Consider the following 25,371-nt stretch of genomic DNA (forward strand, 5'->3'; position numbering starts at 1 on the left):
AGATTGAAGCCATTAACGTAGGCAGTGAAGGTTTAATTATATGTCATATGGCAATTTTCGTAAGGCATGAATAAATTATCTATTATGAGGTAGCTATGACCAGAAAATCACCAATATTCGTTTTCATTTCAATTTTTATAACTATATCGATATTTTTTACCAGTTATTGTATTTTTCCAATCTCAAAGGCAGAAGCTGCTTCGGCAGATAAAATTATTGTGATAGACCCCGGACATGGAATGTCCGATCCAGGCGCGATTGGGATTAACGGTACGCAGGAGAGCGATGTTAATGCACAGCTTGCATATAAAACTGCAAAAGAATTGAAAAGCAGGGGGTACACAGTTTATCTGACACATCGTGTAGATAAATGGGTTTCAGGTGCGACGGACATTCCGGTATTACTTAATTACGATAAAGATAAATATGATTTTTCTACGGAATTAGCTGCCGAAGCCAATAAAGTACAACCAGATTTATATATTAGTATCCATCATAATTCCTATGAAAGTTCATCGGCAAGTGGTAATGAAGTTTATTATACTACGAATCAAAACAGTCTTTTCGTAAGTCGATCCATAGATTTAGCGAATATGATTTTTAATGGAATCGGATCGTTGGGAATATATAGAAAACGGTCAGTTAAGAATTTTGCGGAAACAACAGGAAGAGATGCTCCAATTAAATATGTAAATGCGCCGGCAGTTGTAGTAGAAACTGCTTTTTTGACGAACCCGACAGATTATGCCAATATTGTGAGCAGTAGTGTTCAATCCAAAGTTTCTGGAAAAATAGCAGATGGTGTAGATCAGTTTATTCAAAAATATCCAAATAAATTATCTTTGGATTCGACGCCTCCGACTATGACAAGTATGTCCGCAGGAACAGCTGATCCCACGATGGCTATGGCTTTTGCAGTAGCTGCTGTAGGAGTAACTGATCCGTCCGGTGTAAAAGAGGTGGAATTTAAGGTTTGGCCAAATAATTTATCAGAATCTTCTGCAAGAATTTATAAGGGGAATATTGCTGCTTCAGGCAACTGGGAGGCCTATATTGACCTGAATCCTTTTGGAAATGGACTAAATGCTTACTATATTGATGCTTATGGGACCGACGCTTACGGAAATAAGGGGAAAATGGGCCGCCTTATCGTGAATCGGGCATCGGACGATGGAACAATCAGTGCTCAAAAATTAACATTTGGAGCCACTGATCCTTGTTATGCTGAAAATATGGCGATTCTCGTTGAAGGAGTGACTGCCGTAAGGGGAGTAAAAGAGGTGCAGATTGTGGCATATAACACTGCACATAAGAGCAGCACAATGCAGATATATAATGCCTGGGATAGCGGAAATGGACAATGGTCTGCATACTTCGACCTGTCTCAACATGGGAATCAATATGGAACGTATAATTTTGATGTATATGTGAAAGATCCGGCAGGGGCAAGGACAAAAGTTCTGCCTACGAAGAGTATAACGTTTTTAAAGGATACGGTTGGGCCAACGTCAGATGGCGTATATTTTGGGACGCCAAATCCAACAGCAATGGACGGATTTGTGGTACAGGCTAGAAATGTGGCAGACGTACATGGAGTAAGTTCTGTAAACTTTAAAGTATGGCCACAATCAAAGGGCGAAAGTGCGGCTGTTACTATAACAGGGAATAATAAAGGCAATGGAACATGGGAGGCATATTTTTCTGCACAAGCGTTGTTTGGCGGAATGAAAGACACCTATTATTTTAAGGCAATCGGCACAGATGGTTACGGCAATGTTTCCGAAATGGCGCAGAATTCTGTCCAGTTGATTGCTGACACTGTTTCACCAACCATTGGGGCATTGTCTTACGGTGCAACAGATCCTACGGCTGCGTCAGGATTTGCGATTCAGGTATCGGGAGTTAACGATAATTTTGGCGTAGCGGATGTTACCTTTGAGATATGGAGGGAATCTGACGGAGATTCATCGAAGAAAGTTCTGAAAGCGAGCGATAAGGGCAATGGAACATGGGATGCCTATTTTAGTACATCAGGTGTTGGCAAATACATCATTGAAGCTTATGCAACGGATTGGGCAGGTAATAAATCGGCGAGGTTACGAAAGACTATCACAATTCAAAGCGACGTTGTGCCTCCGACTGTAGGATCATTAGGAATTGGAACAAGCGATCCTACTGAACAACAGGCATTTGCTGTGATAGCGAATGATGTTACAGATATCAACGGAGTGAAATCTGTAGTACTTGAAGTATTCAGGGAAGCTGATGGAGAAGCTAGTAAAATTTCACTTCCAATGAATCAAAACGGGAATAGCTGGTCAGTATATTTTAACTTTGATGTATGTAATGGAGGAAAACCAGGAAAATATATTTTTAGAATTGTAGCAACAGATAATAAGGGGAACAGCGGGGTTGCCGCTCAAGGATCGCGGACTTTGAGCGGAGATGGCGAAGGCCCTGAAATAGGAAACGTAACGTTTGGCACGACGAAACCGGAAGTACAGCGCGGATTTGCAGTACAGGTAAGCGATATTGTGGATTCTTCTGGCGTTGCATCTGTAACGGCGGAGGTATGGGATGATACGACAGGAGTGAATGGGAAAAAGACTTACCAGATGAATGCCAAAGGCAATGGCGTGTATGATATGTATTTTAGTATGGGAGCATTCTCTTATCGTGCAGGAACATATACGTTTAACTTTACGGCGACGGACCAAAAAGGAAATAAGACGAGCAAACAGGAGACACTTGTAGTAACAGGTGTTGCAGGTGCATCGAAAACGGATGGCATTATTTTTGGGACAACGAATCCCACCCAGCGCGTCGATACGGCAATTCAGGTAAATAAGGTGACGGAAGGGTTTGGAGTACAGTCTGTCAAGCTTGCAATATGGCCGAACTCGAAAGGGCAAGGAGCTGCAAAGTGGTATAATTGCAATAATGACGGAACAGGAAACTGGAGCGCCTATTTCCATATTTCTGGCTTTGGGTACACATTGGGTGATTACACGGTTGAAGCACATGTGGTGGATAAAACTGGAGTGGATTATGTTGTCGATAAGAAAACACTTACGTTTGAAAGGCAGGCTGCAAGTGGTAAGTTGAGCATTGGTGCAACTGATCCGACAGTTAGTCAGGCTTTTGCGATTGCAGGAACGGAGATAACTTCGCCGTATGGAATTAGTACTGTAGAAACTAAAATATGGAACGAGCAAGAGGGAGAAGAAAACGCAAAAACATATACGATGGCATCAAACGGGAACGGAAGTTATTCTCAGTATTTCAATATTTCCGAACATAATTATACTTATGGAACTTACCATGTTGAGTTGTATTCGACAGATATGCTTGGAAAAAAAGATAAACTGGATGAAAAGACGGTTACAGTAGAGAAAGATCCTTCTTTACCAAATATGTCTGGTCTTTCATTTGGGGCTGCGGATCCCACAACTTCAAGAGCCTTTGCAGTAAGTGCGTCTAATGTTACTGCGCCTGCTGGCATCTCTAAAGTACAATTCAAAGTATGGAGTGCAGCAAGTGGAGGCTCGGACGCAATAATATATGATGCCAATAATGATGGTAAAGGGAACTGGAGCATTTATTTTGCAATCAGTAACTACAATAATCGTTATGGGAAATATATATTCCAGGTAATTGGAACCGATAATAATGGTACAAGTAATATTATGGGAATGGGTTCTCGTGTTGTAGTGAATACAAATACGCATGACATCATGGGTATTTCAGATGCCGCCAAAGCACAAATGGTGAATTTATTTAAGCAAAAGACGACGCTTACAGAAGCAACATTCAGGCAACGTTATGGCATGGAAATTGAAGATTTTGTCGGACTCTATATTAGCGAGGCGGCTATGGAAGGAGTTCGGGCAGATGTTGCATTTGCACAGATGTGTCTGGAAACCGGCTATTTGAAATATGGCGGGGATGTTAAATGGGAGCAATATAATTTTGCAGGTATCGGCGCGACTGGCGGAGGAGCTGGTGGAGCAACATTCGCTACTGTTCAGATAGGAATTCGTGCGCAGATTCAGCATCTCAAGGCATATGCGAGTACTGCGGCTTTAAATAATGCTTGTGTTGATCCGCGGTTTAGCCTTGTAAGCAGAGGTTCGGCGACAACGGTAGAAGCCCTTGGCGGGAAGTGGGCTACAGACCTTAATTACGGAAGTAAGATTGTCACTATCATGGATAGCTTTCTAAATGCGAGCACAATGCTTTCGAGTGAACCGATGACGATGGTATTGTCTCCGGAAGAAGAGACACTGCCCCAAGAGGAGAATGCAATAGAAACGCCAGGGCTGGATGAGCCGGAAGTATCTAATCCGCCTGTTGAGGAAGACAATACACCTGAGATTATGTCCGGAGTGAATCCTTCTGTGACGAAGGAACAGGCTGTTCAGTATTTGCGTGAACTTGATGTAGAGAATCTATATGGGATTTCAGCAGAAGAATTTGTATCGATTTATTGGACTGAAGCGGAAATCGAAGGAGTTGACTTTGGGATTGCATTTGCTCAGGCATTGAAGGAAACTGGTAATATGAGCAGTGATGAACAAGAAGAGGCTAATAATCCAGGAGGATTGTATTCAAAAGACGATTCCCGGAAGATTCGTTTTGCCACGATCGAGGAAGGTATAAGGGCGCACATTCAGCAATTAAAGTGTTATGCGTCTGAAGAAGAACTGAAACAGGAGCTTTGTGATCCGACATGGGACGAACAAATTAGAGGAACAGCAAAAACCGTTGGAGCATTTTGCAAAGCAAAGGAATATAATTCCGAATATTATTCCGGTTGGGTTGAAATATGGAATAAGATGAAAAACATTGTCATTTCCGGAGCAGAAGATGATTTGCCATTGCCCAAGCCGACGCCAACGGTTGGTGCAGAAGAATCCAAGAACCCCAATGATGTGCCGCCAGAATCTATCGTTGCTCCAGATACTGAAACTTCTGAGGAGCAAGAAGTTGAAAGTAATGATAGGCAAAATAATGAGATGCTGGGTGAATCAAATTTGGACAAGGCGCAGAATACAGAGGATCCGTCTATAAGTGCCGGGGAAACAGGTCCATAATAGACAAGACAAAACTACTTTAATACGTAAAAAAGAGGGATTCTAATGATGAATTCCTCTTTGCTCTGATTTGATTATTGTCAGAATAAATGATAAGATAGAATAGATTTTTAAGAGTGGAGAAAATTATGGTAAGCAGTATTATATTAGCAGGTGGAAGTGGGACACGGCTATGGCCGCTTAGTAGTTCGGCAAAACCCAAACAATTTTTGAATTTATTTTCAAATAAAAGTATGCTCAGAGAAACGAGTGAGCGGATTGCGGATGTGGTCCCTGCAAAACATCAGTATATCCTTACGGGAGAGAAATATACCCCGTTTGTAAGAGAGGAATTTGGTAATACTGTCAACATTATGGCAGAACCCCAGGCGAAAAATACCGCGCCTTGTATTTTATGGGCGGCGGTTACAATTAAAAAGCATTCAGGTGATGGTGTAGCGGTTGTTATGCCATCTGATCATACCATCAGGGATGGAGGAGAATTCCACAGGGCACTTTCGGCAGCGGTTAAAAGAGCTGAAAGAGGTAATATTGTCACCTTTGGAATCCGACCAACGCGGGCCGAAACCGGTTATGGATATGTTGAAATTGAGACGAGCGATTATGTATTAAACCAGACAACGGAAAAATTGGTTTCTTTCCACGAAAAACCAAATCAAACATTGGCTGAAAAATATTTGCAAGCGGGGAATTTTTTATGGAATAGCGGGATGTTTGTGTTTGATATTCAAACAATGATCGATGAGTTTCGTAAATACGAACCGGATTTATATGATTTATTTACTACGATTGATCCGGATGATGAGGAGCAGGTTGCACAAGCGTTTGAGAAATCAAAAAGTATATCTATTGATTATGCAGTTATGGAAAAAACAAAACAGGCATACTGTATTCCTTCGGATTTTGGTTGGAGTGATGTAGGTGGATATGAAAGCCTGCACGAAGAAAATGAAAAGGACGCATACGGTAATGTGACTGATGGAGATGCTATCATGGAGCAATCAAAGGATTGTTATGTGAATTGTAAAAAGCCGGTTGTATGTGTAGGGATTGAAGATCTTGTGGTTGTGGAGACTGAGGATGCAATTTTGGTTGCTCGAAAGGATATGTCTGAACAGATCGGAAAGATTGCCAAGCAATTGAATGTGAATTAGGAGAAGGTATGTTATATCCATTAGTATTGTCACCCGTATTTAAGGATTATTTATGGGGGGGCACAAACCTAAAGAATATCTATCATAAGAACTGTGCTTTCCCAAAAGTTGCAGAAAGCTGGGAGTTGGCAAGTCATAGCGAAGGGACCAGCCGGATTGAGAATGGTCCATATGCAGGGATATCCTTGGGTGAGTATTTTGAAAAAGAAGGACTGCATGTTCTTGGTGAGGGGATAAACGGGCTCCCATTACTGGTAAAAATTATTGATGCAGCAGATAGCCTGTCTATTCAAGTCCATCCGGATGAAATCTATGCGGCAACGTATGAAAACGGACAAAAAGGAAAAACGGAACTGTGGTATATCATGGATTGTGAACCAGGAGCAACTCTTTTCTACGGTTTCCGGAAAAAGATTTCAAAGGAAGAATTTAAGGAACGTGCGCAGAATGGAACAATTACCGAAGTATTAAATAAGGTCGCTGTAAAAAAAGGAGATACTTTTTTAATTAAACCTGGTACAGTTCATGCAATCGGCAAAAATATGACAGTGGCGGAGATTGGTACTAATAGCAATATTACATACAGGATTTATGATTTTGGACGGACGGATGCAAGTGGAAATCCGCGTCCGCTTCATATACAGCAAGCGATAGATGTCCTTAATTTTGAGCGCCCAATAGAGTATGATTTGGAAAAACCTCTTGACTGCGGAGCGTTTTTTGTGGAAAAGATAAAGCTCGAAAAAGAGGCGAAAACATATATGGTAGATAAAACTACTTTTCAAAATTTGTTATGTGTTGAGGGCATGGCAATACTTACATATTCTGATTATGTAATTAAAATACCTTCTGGAACCGATGTATTTGTACCGGCAGGTATTGGAGAGTATATCCTTAGCGGTGATGCAGTATTGCTAAAAACAACAGTTTAGTGAGCTAAGAAAATGGAGTGAAACAAGGTGTCTACATCTGCTGTAATCTATATTACCGGTAAAGGCGTTCAATCAGACTTTAATAAGATAAAAGATTCCTATTTGGGAAGCGATATTTTTGCATGTCCGGTTGGGGACGGAACAGAAATACATGATGCAAATATAATGCTTCCGGAAGAGGTAGTTGGAAACAACTATAACGATTATGCTTTTTGCCTAACCACGGAAGAATTGTTTTGTTTTTTGTCCCTTGAGTTTGTTATATTTTTCATGAACTCTTATAAAACAATTGTGGTTATTTCAGATAATGGGATGTTTTCGAGTTTGCCGGAGGATGAGAATACGATTAATGTCTTTCCTTACTTACTTGAACACAAGGATAGAAATAGTTCAATTGATATTTCTTTAGGCTCAAGACCGCTTTATTGTAACTATTCTTTCGCATTGAAATATGGGAAGCAAATATCGGAATTTTTAGTATGGGGCCAAAAAAAATATAATAGAATACTTTTTAATGGAGTTGGCGATCGTAGATTTCTAAAGACATGGCTTTCATATGCCACGCTTTTTGGGTGTGGAATTAAGTTGCTGGAGAAAGCGGTTTCGATTGATTTCTCAGGATATGAAATGTATCAATGCTTTGAAAACGGGATATCAATACCGGATGTGTTACGAGAATATTTTGGAACTGATTATAGATTGAGAACAAAATGCAAAAGCAGGCCGTTACATTTTCCAGACTATTTTATTCAGGACACTATTGTGGTAGGGGATTCCCAAACGATTCCGGTTACAGCGATTGAAAAAGCGATTTATTGTGCACGGAAAGATTTGCAGTCGCTCTTTCCTGATTTAAACAATCCCAAAATGAGAGTGCATTTTACTGAATGGTTTTTGGGCTATGCACAAAAAGAATATCGTTTATCTGAAGAGTATATAAGCCCGATTCGAGAGGCTTATGTTAATTATCAAAAAGTAATCCAACCAAAGAATAGCATCAAGCGATTTTTATATAATCGAAAAACGACAAAAATTGATTATGAAACAAAGCATCCCTTTGGTGTCAATTTGTGTGGATTTATAAAAGGCGATTTTGGATTGGGGGAGAGCATCAGAATACTTGCAAGAGTATTGCAGCATACGAATATTCCTTACACAATTATTGAAGTCCAGGATTCAGGGCTCCACATGTTTTCAAATACGGAATTTGAGAATAAAATTTCAAATGAATTCCGATATAGCATTAATATTTTTGCGTATAATCCGGATTGCTTTGAAGAGACCATACGAGAATTCGATAAAAGTATTTTCTATGGGAGACGTAATATTGGTTATTGGGCATGGGAAATGTTGGAATTTCCCGAAGGCTGGGAAAGGGAGTTTCCATATTTTGATGAAATATGGACGCTTTCTGATTTCACAACGCAGTCAATAGCCCAAGAAGCACCTATTCCGGTATATACAGTACCCTATGCGATTTATCCGGAAAAGGATGAAGTACTTTCACGAATGGATTTTGGTTTGCCGGAAAACCAGTTTATTTTTTTGATGACCTATGATACTCGCAGCGTCTCGGAACGGAAAAATCCTATGGCGGCAGTCCGGGCATTTAATAAGGCGTTTGGAAACAGCAAAGAGGCGACACTTCTTCTCAAATTGAATACGCCACTGGATTGGGAGGGCGATAAGGAATTAGTCAACGTATTGGATGAACATAATAATATTTTGACGATTAACCAGCAGATGTCTAAAGTTGAAATCAATTCTTTAATTTCTCTATGTGATGCTTACGTCTCACTTCACAGAAGTGAAGGATTTGGGCTTGGACCGGCAGAGGCTATGGCATTTGGAAAACCGGCAATTCTAACAAATTATAGTGGGAATACACAGTATATGCGTGATGGCGCCTGTTGCCCGGTACCATATCGTCTGGTAACAGTCGAGGAGGATTTTGGTATTTACAGGAAAGGTATGCATTGGGCGGAGCCGGATGAAGAAGTTGCCGCTGAATATATGAAAAAACTTGTAGATGATAAATGTTACTATGCATCTATCGGTAAAAATGCAAAACAGGTTATAGAGACGGAATTTTCATATGAACATTGCGGGAAAATATTATTGGAACGACTAGGGCATTTGAAATAGAGTTGGAAGAGGTTAGGATAAAATGATAACCTAATAGTGTGAATGAATAGTTAGTGCTTTATGAAAGCGCAGGAACCAGATGAACTACAGGATTTTATAGGTGGAGCCGATGTGCGAAAAGAAATTATATATGCAATGGATAGAAAGTGCAAAAAATGATCCGGAGATTAATGAAGAATTATTGAAAATTCAAGGTGACGAGGTAGCGATTAAGGACCGTTTTTACCGTGATCTTGCGTTTGGAACGGGCGGCCTGCGCGGTGTGATCGGCGCGGGCACGAACCGTATGAATATTTACACAGTCCGTAAAGCAACACAGGGGATTGCGGAATATTTGAATGAAAGTTTCGATGGCGCTTCCGTTGCGATCGCATATGACAGCCGGAAAAACTCAAAGAAATTTGCGCAGACAGCAGCTGAAGTGTTTGCGGGCAATGGAATCAAAGTTTATTTATTTGACACATTGATGCCCACGCCAATGCTTTCCTTTGCGGTAAGGCAACTAAAGTGCAGCGCAGGCGTTGTCATCACGGCAAGCCATAACCCGGCTAAATATAATGGATATAAGGTCTATGGAAGCGACGGATGCCAGATTACTCTGGAAGCAGCGGAAATGATCACAGGATATATCGGCCGGAAGGATATTTTTGAAGATATCAGGCAAGATGATTTCAATCGGTCGTTATCTGCCGGCATGATTTGTTATATCGATCAGGCTACGATCGATGAATATTTCAGGGCAGTAAAGAGATATAGCGTTTTTGAAGAGACTGGCGGCCTGAAAATTGTATATACGCCGCTCAATGGTGCGGGCCTGAAACCAGTATTGCGCATATTGGATGAAATTGGCATCACGGATATTACAGTGGTACCGGAGCAGGAGAAGCCGGATGAAAATTTTACTACCTGCCCGTATCCAAACCCGGAAGAAAAAGAAGCGCTTAAATTAGGCGTGGCCTTATGTGAAAAAACGGGAGCGGATTTACTGCTCGGAACCGATCCGGATTGCGACCGTGTAGGAACGGCGGTAAAACATAATGGCGAATATATCTTGGTTAACGGCAACCAAATGGGTGTATTGCTGTTTGATTTCGTGTGTATGATGCGTAGTAATACAGGAGATATGCCGGAAAAACCAGTGGCGGTCAAGACGATCGTAACGACGGAAATGGCACAGAGCATCGCAGATGAGTATGGGGTAGAACTCATAAATGTTTTAACGGGGTTTAAATTTATTGGGGAACAGATCGGGCTTTTGGAGAAAAAAGGAGAAGTTGAACGATATGTGTTCGGTTTTGAAGAAAGCTACGGTTATCTGTCCGGTACGCACGCCAGGGATAAAGACGCGGTGAATGCGTCTATGCTGATTTGCGAAATGGCTGCATATTATAAAATAAAAGGAATGACACTGATAGACCGGTTAGGTGAATTATATCGGAAACATGGTTATTTTTATGACAGGCTTGAGAGTTTTACATTTGAAGGAGCAGATGGAATGCAGCATATGGAAGACCTCATGAAAAAGCTTCGAAAAGAGGATGTGAAGATGTGGGGAAGCCTTCCTGTAAAGAAGATATCCGATTATCTAACTTCTGTACAAAAAGAGGATGGAACGAGTACGGAAATCACCTTACCAAAATCAGATGTTATGGGTTATACGCTCGAGGGAGGAAGCAGTGTTGTGATCCGGCCGTCGGGTACGGAACCTAAAATAAAAATATATTATTCATTAAGATGCAGGAATGAGCAAGAGGCAAAAAAAATGTTTGACGCGGTAACAGCCGATATACATGCTTTTTTAAACGTTGAATAATTTACGATATAATTTGCATAAAACGCTTGCTTTTTTTGAATATTCATGTATAATTATACATTATAAGTTTTAAAACAATTTTGGAGGAAAGATATGAAGAAGATTTTAGCAGTGGTACTTGTAGTATTGATGTCAGCGGCAATGCTTGCGGCGTGTTCCGCCCCGGCAGCCTCGTCTGAGAGTCCGGCAGCGTCTGAATCTGCGGCAGCGTCTGAATCTGCGGCGGCATCTGAGTCCGCAAGCGCGAGCGAATCCGCAGCGGCAGGAGATTCCGATGCAGTCGCAAAGATCAAAGATGCGGGAAAACTCGTTATGCTTACCAATTCGCAGTTTGCACCCTATGAGTATATTGGCGCCGATGGCGCGGTAAGCGGTGTTGACGTGGATATCTGCCAGGCAATCGCGGATGAACTCGGCGTGAAGCTTGAAGTAGTGGATATGGATTTTGATGGATTGATCGCTGCACTGTCCGGAGGAAAAGGCGATCTTGTCGCGGCGGGCATGACGGTTGATCCGGAGCGCGCGGAAAGCGTTGATTTCTCTGACACATATGCAGATGCAAAGCAGCTGATTGTTGTAAATAAAGAGGATCCAAAGGTTGCAAGCGCAGATGATCTGGCGGGAAAAACGATTGGCGTTCAGCTCGGAACGACGGGCGATATGTACGTATCTAATCCGGAGAATGTTGCGGATGCGACTGTAAAGCAGTATAAAGGCGCTCCGGAAGCAGCTCTTGATCTTAAAAACGGAAAGCTTGACGCGGTTGTTATCGACAAATTGACGGCGGAAAATATTGTGGCCTCCAATGACGATCTTGCTATCGTAGATATGCCTTCCACGGACGAACAGTACGCGATTGCTGTTGCAAAGGGAAATACCGGACTTACGGAAGTGGTAAATAAGGTAATCAAGCAGCTTCAGGACGATGGGAAAATTGCGGAATTCACAGAGACGCATGTAGCGGCTTCTAAAGTTCAATAATTATATTTATACAGGATAAAGCGCAAAGGGAATTTTCTCTTTGCGCTTTTTTCGCTTCTTTGCTATAATAATAAAGTATTTACTGTATTTTGAGATTGCGTGGGAGTATTGTAGTTATCATGTTTGACAATTTACCGGAACAAATCTATAAAACATTGGTTGTAGACAACCGGTGGACTTTATTCGTGGACGGGCTTTTGGTTACGCTCATGATAGCAGGAATTGCGGTACTGCTGGGGGTTGCGATCGGCTCGCTTGTGGCAATCGCAAAAGTAAATGCTTTGCGGAATAAAAAACTGAAATGGCTGAGCGTAATCTGCGAAGTTTATACAACCGTGATTCGCGGAACTCCTATGCTGGTACAGCTGTTGATTATGTATTATATTATCTTCGCTGCTGCCCCAACGGAAATGGCTCCTTATGTTGCGGCTTTGGCGTTTGGCATCAATAGCGGCGCTTATGTGTCCGAGATCGTACGCGCAGGCATTATGGCTGTGCCAAGGGGCCAAATGGAGGCAGGGCGCTCGCTGGGCCTCACAAACGGCATGACAATGCGTACGATTATCTTGCCGCAGGCAATCAAGAATATCCTGCCTGCGCTTGGCAATGAATTCATTGTTTTGTTTAAGGAAACGTCCATCGTTGGCTATGTGGCGCTTACAGATTTAACGCGCGCCGCAGATTTAGTGCGGTCAAGGACGTATTTGCCTTTTGTGCCGTTGATTTTCATTGCGCTTATTTATCTTGGCATTGTAATGCTCATTACATGGGCACTGAAAAAGTTGGAAAAAAAGCTCGCGCAAAGCGATGTGCGATAGGAGCAGCTTATGCTGGTAGTCAAGAATTTATATAAACAATTTAATGATAACATGGTGCTGCAGGGAATTGACGAGCACATTGAACGCGGTGAAAAGGTCGTTATTGTAGGACCTTCGGGAAGCGGAAAATCTACTTTTTTAAGATGCCTTAATTTACTGGAAGAACCCACCAGTGGTGAGATTTGGTTTGAAGGAAATCTTCTTACCGGCAAAAATATCGATATTGATAAGGTGCGCCAAAAAATGGGAATGGTGTTCCAGCAGTTTAACCTGTTTCCACATAAAACGGTTGGACAGAATATTATGCTTGCGCCTTTAAAGCTTGGACTTATGACAGAGGATGAAGCGCAGGAGCGTGCGGAAACGCTATTGAAACGGATTGGACTCTCTGATAAAATAGACTCTTATCCGCTACAGCTTTCGGGCGGGCAGCAGCAGCGTGTTGCGATTGTGCGTGCGCTCGCTATGAACCCTGATGTGATGCTGTTTGACGAGCCTACATCCGCGCTTGATCCGGAAATGGTAGGAGAGGTTCTCGACTTCATGCACACGCTTGCGGATGAAGGGATGACAATGGTGGTCGTTACGCATGAGATGGGTTTTGCAAAGGAAGTTGCAACACGTTGCCTTTTTATGGATGAGGGAAAGATTTTGGAGCAGGCGCCGCCGCAGGAGTTCTTCAGCAATCCGAAAAATCCAAGACTGAAGGATTTTCTTTCCAAAGTGCTGTAAATGTATTATAATAATAACTGCGTTTTGCAGTTATATATGTGCTCGTAGCTCAGCTGGATAGAGCGCAGGACTCCGACTCTGTTGCCCTTGAAAGTAGACAAGGGTAAATGGTATACTTTAAGGGTAGATAAGAGTACCGAAAAAGCGCATGGGAAAAGGAAATGCAACGGAATTACATGAAAGAATAGCATAGTGAAGCGAAAAACTGAAAAAAGGGCATTCTGCAAAAATCTTGCATTTTTAGTGCAGAAATATGTATTTTTAAACAGCCTACTGAAAGAAATATCGAGCACCTGTAGCTCAGTGGATAGAGCACACGCCTCCGACGCGTGGTGTCGGACGTTCAAATCGTCTCAGGTGCGCCAAAAACTCCTGTAAATTTACGGGAGTTTTTTATGCGGATTTTTTATTGAGCCACAAATAAAGTCAAATGGTAATAAAAATGTTCTGTTTTGCCGTTTATAATTGCCATATAGCGGGAACTGGAAATAGCCAGTGAAAAACGAATCCAAGCGGCGTAATTTGAAAGCTGGCCTGCGTTTGATCTTCCTCTTTTCTGTCTATTTCTCTGGCGCAGGGCAGCTTTGGTTGACGGTTTTTTATCGTTTTTGCATCTTCTTTCGGTATTTTCCGGGGCTCATGCCCGTGAACCGTTTGAAAATAATATTGAAGTAATTTGCGTTCGGATAGCCTACGAGATTAGAAATCTCGAATACGGTGTAGCCTGTCTGGATCAAAAGCTCGGAGGCAATCTTGATGCGTGTTTTGATCAGATATTGGATGGGAGAAATATCAAATTTTTCCTTAAATAAATGAGCGATATGGAACGGACTCACAAAAAATGTATCAGAGAGACTGGAAAGCGTAATGTTTTTCTCATAGTTGTTCTCAATATATTCTTTGATGCCCGACAGAAGCGAGGCGGGCTCCGCGCTTAGATCGTTATCCATTAATTTGCGCCGCAAAAGAATCAGAAGATATTCCGTAAGCTTGGAAGAAGCGACTTTGAAATCCGGACGCTTTTCGGAAAGCTCTGCATGGATTTGCGTGATAATTTTGATCATGGGGACTGTGGAGTTGCTATATTGCAATATGGTTTCATGTGTGGCAAAAGGGAGGCGTCCCTCCTGTTGTCCCGCATATTGAAAGGAAGACAAATAAAGCGTGACCAGCGTGCACGGATCGTCCCCAGCGGAGGACAGCCTGTACGGCAGGCACGGAACAAGAACAATATCTCCGCCGCCCAGGGAATAGGAAATTCCATCAAACCACACATGAACATGTCCCTGCTGCACCAAAACAATTTCTGTTTCTGTGAAATCGGAACGCTCCATATCGAAATTGTTTTTCAGTGTGACCTGATTGGAAAGTATCTGAGGCGGCCGTACCAGAATCGGATGGTTGGAATTCATTGATTGTACCTCTACCAACCTTAATCTATCATGATAAAAAGCGAAAAAATACTTGTTTGAGGTAAATGCGCAATAATCTGTATAGTTTCCACAAGTTTGTTCATATCTGCATAATATCGACTTAGATAAACTTGATTTAAAAGGATGAGAAAGAATTTGACCGGTTTTTAAACCTGATTTATACTCAGTATAAACGAATAAACGCGAAAATAAAATAAAAATGAACTATTCGGAGGAATTTGAATGCTCCTTACAATGAACAACATCAATAAATCGTTTTTTGATATCCCTGTACTCAAAGATGTCGCCTTTCTGTTGGAAGAAGCAGAAATCCATGCGCTTGTAGGACTGAATGGTGCAGGAAAGTCCACGCTGGTGAACATATTATCCGGTGTATTTCCGGCGGACAGTGGGGAAATCAATTTTTGTAACAAACATGTCAAGTTTGAATCTCCACGGGAGGCGCTTGAAAAAGGGATATTTACGATTTATCAGGCAACAAATCTGCTTCCGGATCTGACGGCTGCGGAAAACATCTTTTTGACAGAGCTTCCGCGAAAGAGTGGATTTATCAGCTACAAAAAATTATGTGCGGAGGCGCGTGAGCAGATGGATACCATGGGTTACGCGCTGGATGTGACCAAAAAAATACGGGATTTGAGTATCAGCGAGCGCTATATGGTATCCGTTGCGCGGGCATACAAAAGCAGGGCAAAGCTTTTTATTATGGACGAGCCGATGATTAATCTTGCAACGGAAGAAAAAGAGATATTTGTCCGGTTTATGCGAGAAATGAAAGCGCGGGGAAGCTCGATTATTTATATTACCCACAGTATCACAGAGGTACTGAGGCTGTGCGACAGGGTAAGTGTGCTGCGCGACGGAAAGAATGTGGCGATGTGCAGTACAAAGGGACTGAAAAGGGAGCGGCTGAGTTATCTGATTTCGGGAAACGAATCGTTGCGTCTTTATCCGCCCAAGGCAAAATGCCGGGAAAAAATATTGCTTGAAATCAGCGGACTGCGGCTTGAAAATATTTTGCACGATATTAGCTTCAAATTGCGTGCGGGCGAGATACTTGGGATTACAGGCCTCACAGGATCGGGACGTACGGCACTGATCAAAACAGTGTTTGGCGAATTTGAGATGGATGCGGGAAGCCTGTTTTTACGCGGAAAAGAGATTGAACTTAAAAATGCGACAGACGCGGTTAACCATGGGTTCGGGTATGTCAACGAGAATCGCATGGATGCAGGGCTGTTTCTTGATATGGGGGTAGCGGCGAACCTTACAATTTCCGCGCTTGAGGATATCCGCCGGGGAATTTTCCTTGATCTAAAGCAGGAAATGGAGGAAGTTGTGGATCAGTCGATCGAATTGAACCTCAAAATGGACAGTCTGCATCAGGAGATCCGCTTTCTGAGCGGAGGCAACCAGCAAAAGGTAATGGTGGGAAGATCGCTTATTTCAAATGCCAGTATCCTGCTCCTCGATGAACCTACGAAAGGAATCGATATTGTATCGCGCAGCGAGATATATATCGTGATGAACGAGCTTGCCTCGGAAGGAAAAGGGATCATTCTCGTTTCTTCGGATATGGACGAGATCGCAGGGTTGTGCGACCGTGCGCTGATACTGAAAAATGGAAGGATCGTTGCGGAAGTGCCGGAAGAGGAACTCAATAACATTACACAGTATATCTAGAGATGGAACAAATATAAGGTGAGCCTCAAAGGCTCATTTTTTATTGTAACAAAACCGCCTGCGGGAGGTTTTTTTTATTTGTCTATCACAAAAAAGATACACGATTCTTGCGGCGCGCCGCAAGAATCAAATATTCAGATGAGAAAGAAAAAAACGATAATAATTTGCGGAAAAGCCGTTACTCCGCGTTTTTTTAACATTTCAAGGGAAAAAATGAGGCGCAAGATTGTAAAGGTAAGGCAACAAGTATGTTTCTTGTTGTCGTATGGCCGGTTTCGGTAAGATAGAAACAATGAGAACAATACAGCAGGAATGAAATCGAATCCATTTGAAACAGAAAAAATGAGGGGGGAAAAACATGAGAGATGACAACAGCGTCTTTATCGAAATGACAGGCATCACCAAACGGTTTCCGGGCGTTGTCGCGCTGGACGACGTTTCACTCACCGTCAAAAAAGGTGAAGTTGTCGCGCTTGTCGGTGAAAACGGCGCGGGAAAATCTACGCTGATGAAAATGCTCTCCGGGCTTTATCATCCGGACGAGGGAGAAATCAGGGTGAATGGGGAGATCGTGAAAATTACAGATCCAAAATGCGCTCAGGGATTGGGGATCAGTACAATTTTTCAGGAGCCGTCGCTCGCGCCCCATCTGAACGCGGTACAGAATGTCTATTTGGGACGCGAAACGCAGAAGGGATTGATTGGCAACGCGATAAAACGCCTTGACGAAAAAACGATGACGGTGGAAACCCAGAAATTGTATGCCGAATTTTTTCCAACGGTAGAGGATGTGCTTGTACCGGTGAGCAGACTGGGAGCATTGAAAAATCGCGTGATTGAGATTGTAAAAGCGTTATCCATCAGCTGCTCGCTTGTGATCATGGACGAGCCGACAGCCGCGCTTGCAGAGCATGAGCGGCAGGTACTCTTTGATTTTGTGCATATGCTTAAAAAGCAGGGAATCGCAGTCATTTATATTACGCACCATTTAAGGGAATTGTTCGGACTTGTAGACCGGATCGTGGTGATGCGCGATGGGAAAAACGTTGCGGAAGTCGGGCCGGAGGACACGGACATCGATGATCTCGTGGCGCGAATGGTAGGCCGTACAATCACCAACTATATTGTCAAGGAAACCGTTGCGATCGGCGAACAGGTGTTGGGAGTAGAGGGACTTACACGCAGGGGCGTGATCGAAGACATTAACCTGCATGTGAAAAAAGGAGAGATCGTAGGCCTTGCCGGCCTTGCCGGCGCGGGCAGAACGGAAACGGTGCGGGCGATTGTGGGTGCAGATCGCGTAACGACCGGTACGATCAGAATAAATGGGAAAAAATGTAAAATAAAAACACCCAAAGACGCTATTGCACAAGGCATCGGTATGCTTCCTGAAAACCGGAAGCTGCAGGGAGCGCTTATAGAACAGGATATCAAAGATAATATTACACTTGCCAATTTAAAGGAAGTGCTTGCGGGAAAATTTGTGATCCGTAAAAACAAGGAAATCAGGACTGCAGAGGAATACGTAAAACGCCTTGGCGTAAAGACGCCGTCTATTTACCAGAAAGTAAAATCTCTTTCGGGTGGAAATCAACAAAAAGTGATACTCGCTAAATGGATGTTTACCAAACCGCAGGTACTGATTTTTGATGAACCTACGCAGGGGATCGATGTAGGCGCAAAGCATGAAATATATAGCCTGATTGCGGATTTTGTAAAAGAGGGAGGCGGCATTTTGCTGGTATCCTCTGAGCTTCCCGAGCTGATGGGCCTTGCAGACCGTATTTATGTCATGCACCAGGGCAGGATCGTACACGAATTCACCCGCGAAGAGGCCACAGAAGAAAACATAACGCTGTATGCGTCGGGAGGTCATGAATCATGAAAAACGAATATACGGTCAAGACACGTACAAAAAAATTTGACGAATTGGGAATATTGATCGTCATGATCGCATTGTTTGTGTTCCTTGCGATTGCGACACCGTACTTCCTGAAAGTAGAAAACATCCAGAATCTATTGCTTCAGTCGGTTTTTGTTATGCTGGTCGGCTTTGGAATGACGTTCGTGCTTACGATTGGAGGTATCGATCTTTCGGTGGGCTCTATCCTTGGTTATTCCGGTGCGGTTACGGGAATGATCATTGCGGCGGGCGGCAGTGTGTTTTTGGGAATATTGGCGGGGCTTTTAACAGGCGCGGCATTCGGCCTGGTGAATGGACTTTTGATTACGCAGCTGCGGATTGCTCCTTTTCTTGTGACCTTTGCCATGTCGAGCGTGGTACGCGGTATTCTGTTGTTGTCCACGACAAACGGAGCGGTCAGCGGGTTTGCGGTGCCGGAATTTACCTATCTTGCACAAGGCTATCTGTTTGGACTGCCTATCCCCGTGATCATCACGATCATCGTTTTTGTAATTCTGCTGTTTCTTTTTAAGTTTACCAGCTTTGGACGCAATGTAACGGCGATCGGTTCAAATCGTGAAGTCGCGTTTCTGTCCGGCGTGTCGTGCAATAAGATCACTGTAGGAGTGTACATGCTTTCCGGGCTTTTGGCGGCGCTTTCGGGCATTCTTTTGGCGGCACGGCTCACGGCGGTGCAATCAGAAATGGGCGGAGGCTATGAGATGGATGCGATCGCCGCGGCAGTGATCGGCGGAACCAGCATGGCGGGCGGTAAAGGCAGCATCATCGGTGCGATTATCGGTGCGGTGATCCTTGGAACCATTTCGAACGGTCTGGATCTTTTATCGGTGAACCAGTTTTATCGTCAGATCATTGTGGGTGCGATCATCGTTGTGGCTGTCAGCCTCGAAAGATTCACGTCGGCACGCGCCGAACGCGTTTGACAAGGAGGGACAGAACAATGAAAAACAACCAACAGACAATTCTTAGTACAACAGGGGCAAAGAAAAAAATCGATCGTCAGCTTCTGGGGCTGCTGATCTTCATTATTATCATGATGGTCGTGATGTCCATCCTTTCGCCAAGCTTCCTTACGGTTTCCAATCTTATGAATGTATTCCGCCAGTCGGTGTTCATCATGTTGCTGGGTTTCGGTATGACGTTTGTTCTCACCACAGGCGGCATCGACCTTTCGGTAGGTGTGATGCTTGCGCTTTCCGGCGGAATGACGGGATGGCTTTTATCACAAAATGTAAATATCGTGCCGTCCATTATCGCAGGGATATTGATGGGAACCATGGTAGGCGCGGGCAACGGGTTGATGGTCACGAAACTGCGGATCACACCATTTATCGCGACGCTTGCTACAATGAGCATCGGCCGTGGAGTTATGTATGTGTGGACAAACTCCATTCCCTTTCGTAATTACATGGTGGGAGGTTTTCGCTTTATCGGCCAGGGAGATATCCTGGGGCTTCAGTTTCCGATCGTCATAGCGATCGTGGCGTTCATTGTCCTGCAGTTTGTATACCGGTGTACTGCGTTCGGCCGGCATGTGACGGCGTATGGAAGCAACGAGGAATCTGCACGGGTGTCGGGGATCAATACAAAGAAACTGCTCATCAAGGTTTACGCACTTTCCGGGTTGATGGCGGCCATTGCGGGTATTACACTTGCGTCCCGCCTGGAAACGGTGCATCCGGAAATGGGAAAGGGCTATGAGCTTGATGCAATCGCCGCGGCGATCATCGGCGGAACAAGCCTTTCGGGCGGAAAGGGCAGCCTCATCGGCACCGTATTTGGCGCATTCATCATCTATCTGATCAGCAATGCACTCAATCTTTTAAATGTTGATCCTGATTGGGAAACCATTGTCAAAGGCATCATTATATTGGTTGTGGTAGCGGTGGAATACTTGAGCCACAGAAATAAAAAGGACTGATTTTTTGCATGAAGGCAGTGCAAAAGAATAAAAACACAGGAGGAAAAGAAGATGAACAAAAGACACTTTAAAGTGATGGGGATCGTGCTTGCGGTATTGATAACGGCAGCCATCCTATTCACGGGCTGCGGAAACGTGGATAAGCCGGCGGACACGGCGTCCGTCGTTGCAAGCGACGCGGCGGGTGCAGGTACAACTGCTGTTTCGGCTGCAAATGGAACATGGCAGTGGGGCGATCCTGCATGGGAAGCCGCAGTGCGTGCAAAGGTGGAAGGCAAGACCTTTAAGATTGGCTTTACCCCACCGGCAGCTTCGGAATTTTACGACATCATTATGCACGGAGCTTACACAATGATGAATGAATTGCACGACAGGTTCGGCGTAAACTTTGAATTTGAGTTTGTCGCACCGAGCGAGCACGACGCAGTGGAGTCACAGGTATCGACCATAGAAAACTGGGCAACCAAGGAATTCGATGCGGTGCTGGTGTGCACAGCGGGCGACTTTGACTCTATGAATGCCGTTTATGAAAAAGCGACGGCGGCAGGTACGGCGGTATATCTCTTCAATATGCCGGCAGAATTGTGGGATGTTGATTCCATCAAAGCGACGTCTGTCATCAGCTATGACAACGCGCGTCAGTCCGGTTATCTTGTCGGGCAGTATGCGGCGGAAAAGCTGAACGGACAAGGAAAGATACTGTTTATATCCGGTAACGACGGCCATTGGACGACATCGCGCCGGGAAGGGTTTATGGAAGCGGTTTCCGAATATCCGGGCCTTACCATCGTGGGTGAACAGCGTGGTGAATATGTACGCGATGCAGGAATGGCGGCAGCGGAAAACCTTTTGCAGGCAAATCCTGATGTAAACTTCATCTACGGTGAAAATGAAGAGATGGCACAGGGGGCGGTTCAGGCAGTACAGGCGATGGGCCTTAAGCTGTGGGACGGCAGTGAAGGAATTATCGTTGTTGGCGCGGACGGGCTGAAATCCGGCTTTGAACAGATCAGAAGCGGCGGGCTCACCGCGACGGTTGACGTAGGCAGCGTAGATCAGGGCCGCGAGGCGATCAAGGCGATCTTTATGCACGAACTTTTGGGCTATAGTCTAGATAAAGTCATCAACGTTCCTACGATCCTTGTAGACAAAGAGAACGTAGACGTCCCAGAAGCGTATGTGGATTGGGCGCTTGCGGCAACGGAATCTTATAAATAAAAAAGTTTTACAAATAAAAGGAGGCAAAGAAATGATTGCAAAAAAGATAAGGGATATGTTACCCGCAAAATTTGAACAGTTGATCAAGGAAAGCATTTGGGATGGCTTTGGCGAGACCATCACAGGAGACGACTACAGGGAACGCGTAGAGCGTGCCAAAGCGAAAACGGAGGAAGACGGCTTTGACGCACTGCTTGTCTTTGGGGATTGCTATCGAATGAGCAACATTCGCTGGCTGGTCGATTACCGCACCATAGACGGCGTATATCCGCAGCCGGAGATCGTTTTTATTGCTCCGGGAGCAGATCCGGTATTTTTCCTGCCAGACAGCCAGATTCGTGCGGCGCATGAAGAATCCGCAATGAAATACATGGGTGACGACATTCGTGAGATCCGCGGAGGGTTAAGCAGTTTCCTCATTGACTACAATAAGAAAAAACCGTTAAAAAAGGTAGGACTGTGCGGATACAACTTCTGTGACCTTGAAATATTCAATGAGATCAAAAAGGGGATACCGGATGCAGAGATTGTCAAGAGCAAGATCATTGAATACTTTAAATCAATCAAAACGGAAAAAGAGATCAATACGATGCGGCGCGCTGGCCGTGTCGCGGATATCGGCGCACAGATGCTTTATGACGTTCTGGAAGACGGTATCACAGAAAAAGAAGCGCAGAGCATGGTATATGCGGCTATGTTTGCATCGGGCGCACACTGCATTGCCTTTGATATCATGGTTCAGACAGGAGAGAATCTGTTGTCGCTCTTCAAGCGTCCTACAGATAAGCAAATCGTCCGCGGAGATCTGGTCATGATGGATCACGGCTGCCGTATCAATGATTATTGCTCGGATTCCGCACGTACCATCGTGTTTGGAGACGCGCCCAAGGCAAAAATCGAGCTGTTGGAAAAATTGAACCGCGTGTTTGAAGCGGGACTGAATGAGATCTGTGCAGGAATGACAGGCCATGAAGCGGATGCTGTAATCCGTGCAGCAGCACAAAAAGAAGGCATTGAAAAGTACATCGTTGCACCGAGCGCGGGACGGCTTGGGCCGCATGGAACAGGCATGGACCCTGAAGAACCCATGCCGCTGATCGGCAAGGATTCGCCGGATGTGCTTGTAGATGGACAGACATTTGCATATGAGCTTTCCGTGATCGATGAAAATCTGACGGGCGTGCGCACCGAGGATCCGATCGTTGTACGCAAAGACGGCATGGAAACTCTTACAAATTTCCCAAGAATCAGCTTCAAAGACTAATTATCTCTATTTTGCAGCAAAGCTGTCCACGCAGATATGGGCGGCTTTGCTGCTTTTTAAAATGTACAGCAAGCAAAAGAAATTTTTTGCTGTAAAACCGCAAGAATGTTAGTTTTTCAATATCGGAATATTTGTTACAATGACTACAAAACACGACGGCTGAAAGGACATAGGCAGCATGCTCACAAATGAAAAGCCGGGATCGGCATATAAAACGGCAGCAACGAAATTGATCAAAAACAATGCGGCGATGCTTGTGCTTCTCGTTGCCGTTGTTGTTCTGATCTTTATTTTTGCTCCGCAGTTCTTCAGACTTCAGAATATTGTAAATGTTGCGCGGCAAGCGTCTGCGACGGGGATTGTTGCCGTAGGAATGACATTTGTTATTATCACGGGAGGAATCGACCTTTCCGTGGGCGGTGTGCTTGCGGTATCGGGTATCGTGTTTTCTTTGCTGACAAGGTTTGGATATGACATTTGGCTGGCAATATTTTGTGCGCTTCTTTTGGGAATAATCGTAGGGATCGTGAATGGCTTCGGCGTAATTTTTTGGGGAATCCAGCCGTTTATTATGACGCTTGCGATATCGTCCATCACAGCCGGTCTTGCGCTTCTGATGTGCGATGGGATTCCGGTAGAGTTTACAACGGCACAGAGTGCGGAAATCGACTTTTTTGGGAATGGAAATATAGGCGTCATCCCGGGACCGTTTATTCTTTTTGCGGCGTTGGCGGTGGTCTCTGTAGTGATTTTGCGGTATGTGCCATTTGGGCGTTATGTGTACAGCGTAGGGAGCAGCTTTGAAGGAGCCCGCCTTGCAGGAGTGCGTACGACGCGTGTCATTATGCTCACTTATATGATATGCGGCGTGTTTGCGGCGCTCGCAGGGGTTGTAACTGCCTGCAGGCTTTATGTGGGACATCCGGTCGCAGGGAGTACGATGGCGCTTGACAGTATTGCGGCGATCGTCATTGGCGGAACCAGCCTTTCGGGCGGCAAAGGGAGCGTGGAGGGAACGGTGATCGGCGTAATTCTTATGACGGTGGTGGCAAATCTTTTGAATCTTACGGGGGTTCCCACGTACATCCAGCAAATTATGAAAGGCATCATTATTATTTTAGCGATCCTGCTTTCCATAAAAGACCTGAAGCAGCGGATGAAGGAAGCGTGGAGAGGATTATGAAAGGGAAACAAACAGCCGTTTTGTTGCTCGCAGCAGCAGTTATGCTTTTTTCATCCTGTGTTCATGTAACGAGCTCGCCTATCGATCAGGCTGAACTGAATAGCGATACGGTTGTCTTTTCAGCGGACGGACAGCCGATTGATTTTGGGATTTACTGTGACCGGACTATCGCCCAAGAACTCGTACCCCAAAAACCGCTCGAAGAATACAGGGGAACGATGGGAGTTATCGTTTCATCGATGCGCTTTCCTTATGGAGGCGGTACGAAAGTGATGGCGGAGGATACGTTGAAAAAGTATTTTCCGAATATGGATTTTGTAATTGGAAACGGCGATGGCGATCCGGTGACGCAAAGCGCTATCATTGACGATTATATTGCAAAAGGGATTGACGTTCTGATAATCGATCCGGTAGAAAAAGAGGCGATGGTGCCTGCGTTTGAACGGCTGAAGGATGCGGGGATTCCAGTGATCTGCGTGGATCGCTATGTACCCGCGGAATATGAGTCCGTTGTCAAGGCGGACGATGTGAAAATCGGAAAAAAAGCGGGAGAAGCCATGGTAAAGCTTTTGGGAGGATCCGGAAAGGTCGTCGAAATACAGGGAGCGCCGGCTGCTTCCAATACAAACGACAGGCATATTGGTTTCGCGCAGGGTATCGAAGGTTCCGATATTGAAGTAATCGCCGCGCCATATGCAGACTTTTTACAGACGCGCGGTTTGGGGGAAATGGAAGACCTGCTGCAGCGTTTTCCAAATGATGATGATATCGATGCGATTTTCAGCCAGTCGGATGTAATGACAATGGGGATCATACAGGCTTTGAAAGCAGCTGGCCGTAACATTCCAATAGTAAGTATTGATGCGCAGGAATCTGCGCTTGATGCGGTGAGTGCGGGATATATTGACGCGGTGGTAGCATATCCGATTCCCATGCCGGCAGGTATATTCGCCGGTGTGAAAGTGATGAACGGGGAGGATATCCCTGATTATATAGAGCTTGAGTGCCCTGTCATCACAAAGAGCAATGTGGAGGAGTATAAAGGCCACTCCGGATATTAAATAAGCGGGAGAGAAA

At 44.4% G+C, this 25,371-nt stretch carries 17 protein-coding genes and 1 tRNA gene; 17 read left to right on the forward strand and 1 reads right to left on the reverse strand.

Translation table 11 applies throughout. The features are described from left to right. The first annotated feature begins 95 nt into the window (after positions 1-95). The 9 genes from CHK_RS16385 (at position 96) to CHK_RS11945 (ending at position 14,033) form a co-directional block, all read left to right on the forward strand. Positions 96-5,093 carry a GBS Bsp-like repeat-containing protein gene (locus CHK_RS16385; protein ID WP_046444255.1) on the forward strand — a complete coding sequence of 1,666 codons (4,998 nt, stop codon included), beginning with the start codon at positions 96-98 and terminating at the stop codon, positions 5,091-5,093. Between the two features lie 128 nt (positions 5,094-5,221). Then, the gene (locus CHK_RS11910) at positions 5,222-6,247 is read left to right on the forward strand and encodes a mannose-1-phosphate guanylyltransferase (protein WP_046444256.1); all 1,026 of its coding nucleotides are present in this window, start codon (positions 5,222-5,224) and stop codon (positions 6,245-6,247) included. A gap of 8 nt (positions 6,248-6,255) precedes the next feature. Beyond that, positions 6,256-7,179: a type I phosphomannose isomerase catalytic subunit gene (locus CHK_RS11915; RefSeq protein ID WP_046444257.1), complete on the forward strand. Its 924-nt coding sequence runs from the start codon at positions 6,256-6,258 to the stop codon at positions 7,177-7,179. 27 nt (positions 7,180-7,206) lie between these two features. Then, positions 7,207-9,324, forward strand: a complete 2,118-nt coding sequence (locus CHK_RS15810) for a glycosyltransferase family 4 protein (protein WP_052740555.1) — start codon at positions 7,207-7,209, stop codon at positions 9,322-9,324. A 109-nt stretch (positions 9,325-9,433) separates the two neighbouring features. Beyond that, positions 9,434-11,137 carry a phospho-sugar mutase gene (locus CHK_RS11925; protein WP_046444258.1) on the forward strand — a complete coding sequence of 568 codons (1,704 nt, stop codon included), beginning with the start codon at positions 9,434-9,436 and terminating at the stop codon, positions 11,135-11,137. Between the two features lie 93 nt (positions 11,138-11,230). After that, positions 11,231-12,118, forward strand: coding sequence for a basic amino acid ABC transporter substrate-binding protein (locus CHK_RS11930; protein ID WP_046444259.1), 888 nt, complete (start codon positions 11,231-11,233; stop codon positions 12,116-12,118). 119 nt (positions 12,119-12,237) lie between these two features. Beyond that, positions 12,238-12,936 carry an amino acid ABC transporter permease gene (locus CHK_RS11935; protein ID WP_046444260.1) on the forward strand — a complete coding sequence of 233 codons (699 nt, stop codon included), beginning with the start codon at positions 12,238-12,240 and terminating at the stop codon, positions 12,934-12,936. 9 nt (positions 12,937-12,945) lie between these two features. Then, complete coding sequence (locus CHK_RS11940) at positions 12,946-13,668, forward strand: amino acid ABC transporter ATP-binding protein (protein ID WP_046444261.1); 723 nt, start codon at positions 12,946-12,948, stop codon at positions 13,666-13,668. Between the two features lie 289 nt (positions 13,669-13,957). After that, positions 13,958-14,033, forward strand: a tRNA-Arg gene (locus CHK_RS11945). Between the two features lie 234 nt (positions 14,034-14,267). Here CHK_RS11945 and CHK_RS11950 read toward each other — a convergent pair. Continuing rightward, positions 14,268-15,080: a helix-turn-helix transcriptional regulator gene (locus tag CHK_RS11950; RefSeq protein WP_046444262.1), complete on the reverse strand. Its 813-nt coding sequence runs from the start codon at positions 15,078-15,080 to the stop codon at positions 14,268-14,270. Positions 15,081-15,323: 243 nt separating this feature from the next. Between CHK_RS11950 and CHK_RS11955 the strand changes: the two genes are divergently transcribed. The 8 genes from CHK_RS11955 to CHK_RS11995 all read left to right on the forward strand — a co-directional run bounded on the left by CHK_RS11955 (position 15,324) and on the right by CHK_RS11995 (position 25,355). Then, positions 15,324-16,784: a sugar ABC transporter ATP-binding protein gene (locus tag CHK_RS11955; RefSeq protein WP_052740556.1), complete on the forward strand. Its 1,461-nt coding sequence runs from the start codon at positions 15,324-15,326 to the stop codon at positions 16,782-16,784. Positions 16,785-17,142: 358 nt separating this feature from the next. After that, the gene (locus CHK_RS11965) at positions 17,143-18,669 is read left to right on the forward strand and encodes a sugar ABC transporter ATP-binding protein (protein ID WP_046444264.1); all 1,527 of its coding nucleotides are present in this window, start codon (positions 17,143-17,145) and stop codon (positions 18,667-18,669) included. Next, positions 18,666-19,631: an ABC transporter permease gene (locus CHK_RS11970; RefSeq protein ID WP_046444265.1), complete on the forward strand. Its 966-nt coding sequence runs from the start codon at positions 18,666-18,668 to the stop codon at positions 19,629-19,631. Before CHK_RS11965 ends, CHK_RS11970 begins: the two co-directional genes overlap by 4 nt. A 17-nt stretch (positions 19,632-19,648) precedes the next feature. Continuing rightward, the gene (locus CHK_RS11975) at positions 19,649-20,629 is read left to right on the forward strand and encodes an ABC transporter permease (protein ID WP_046444266.1); all 981 of its coding nucleotides are present in this window, start codon (positions 19,649-19,651) and stop codon (positions 20,627-20,629) included. A 51-nt stretch (positions 20,630-20,680) separates the two neighbouring features. After that, complete coding sequence (locus CHK_RS11980; protein WP_046444267.1) at positions 20,681-21,847, forward strand: sugar ABC transporter substrate-binding protein; 1,167 nt, start codon at positions 20,681-20,683, stop codon at positions 21,845-21,847. 31 nt (positions 21,848-21,878) lie between these two features. Beyond that, positions 21,879-23,111, forward strand: coding sequence for a M24 family metallopeptidase (locus CHK_RS11985; RefSeq protein ID WP_046444268.1), 1,233 nt, complete (start codon positions 21,879-21,881; stop codon positions 23,109-23,111). Positions 23,112-23,289: 178 nt separating this feature from the next. Continuing rightward, positions 23,290-24,294, forward strand: coding sequence for an ABC transporter permease (locus tag CHK_RS11990; protein ID WP_052740557.1), 1,005 nt, complete (start codon positions 23,290-23,292; stop codon positions 24,292-24,294). Further along, positions 24,291-25,355, forward strand: coding sequence for a substrate-binding domain-containing protein (locus CHK_RS11995; protein ID WP_046444269.1), 1,065 nt, complete (start codon positions 24,291-24,293; stop codon positions 25,353-25,355). The genes CHK_RS11990 and CHK_RS11995 overlap by 4 nt, the downstream gene beginning before the upstream one ends. Positions 25,356-25,371: the final 16 nt, after the last annotated feature.

The organism is Christensenella hongkongensis (assembly GCF_000981035.1).
GTDB classification, from domain to species: Bacteria; Bacillota; Clostridia; order Christensenellales; family Christensenellaceae; genus Christensenella; species Christensenella hongkongensis.

Bases quoted from the DNA above. Each gene is read 5' to 3' on its own strand.
- CHK_RS11955 (WP_052740556.1), top strand. From the start codon at position 15,324: ATGCTCCTTACAATGAACAACATCAATAAATCGTTTTTTGATATCCCT.
- CHK_RS11910 (WP_046444256.1), top strand. From the start codon at position 5,222: ATGGTAAGCAGTATTATATTAGCAGGTGGAAGTGGGACACGGCTATGG.
- CHK_RS11995 (WP_046444269.1), top strand. From the start codon at position 24,291: ATGAAAGGGAAACAAACAGCCGTTTTGTTGCTCGCAGCAGCAGTTATG.
- CHK_RS11965 (WP_046444264.1), top strand. From the start codon at position 17,143: ATGAGAGATGACAACAGCGTCTTTATCGAAATGACAGGCATCACCAAA.
- CHK_RS11925 (WP_046444258.1), top strand. From the start codon at position 9,434: ATGTGCGAAAAGAAATTATATATGCAATGGATAGAAAGTGCAAAAAAT.
- CHK_RS11980 (WP_046444267.1), top strand. From the start codon at position 20,681: ATGAACAAAAGACACTTTAAAGTGATGGGGATCGTGCTTGCGGTATTG.
- CHK_RS16385 (WP_046444255.1), top strand. From the start codon at position 96: ATGACCAGAAAATCACCAATATTCGTTTTCATTTCAATTTTTATAACT.
- CHK_RS11950 (WP_046444262.1), bottom strand. From the start codon at position 15,080: ATGAATTCCAACCATCCGATTCTGGTACGGCCGCCTCAGATACTTTCC.
- CHK_RS11930 (WP_046444259.1), top strand. From the start codon at position 11,231: ATGAAGAAGATTTTAGCAGTGGTACTTGTAGTATTGATGTCAGCGGCA.
- CHK_RS11990 (WP_052740557.1), top strand. From the start codon at position 23,290: ATGCTCACAAATGAAAAGCCGGGATCGGCATATAAAACGGCAGCAACG.
- CHK_RS11940 (WP_046444261.1), top strand. From the start codon at position 12,946: ATGCTGGTAGTCAAGAATTTATATAAACAATTTAATGATAACATGGTG.
- CHK_RS11985 (WP_046444268.1), top strand. From the start codon at position 21,879: ATGATTGCAAAAAAGATAAGGGATATGTTACCCGCAAAATTTGAACAG.
- CHK_RS11970 (WP_046444265.1), top strand. From the start codon at position 18,666: ATGAAAAACGAATATACGGTCAAGACACGTACAAAAAAATTTGACGAA.
- CHK_RS11975 (WP_046444266.1), top strand. From the start codon at position 19,649: ATGAAAAACAACCAACAGACAATTCTTAGTACAACAGGGGCAAAGAAA.
- CHK_RS11915 (WP_046444257.1), top strand. From the start codon at position 6,256: ATGTTATATCCATTAGTATTGTCACCCGTATTTAAGGATTATTTATGG.
- CHK_RS11935 (WP_046444260.1), top strand. From the start codon at position 12,238: ATGTTTGACAATTTACCGGAACAAATCTATAAAACATTGGTTGTAGAC.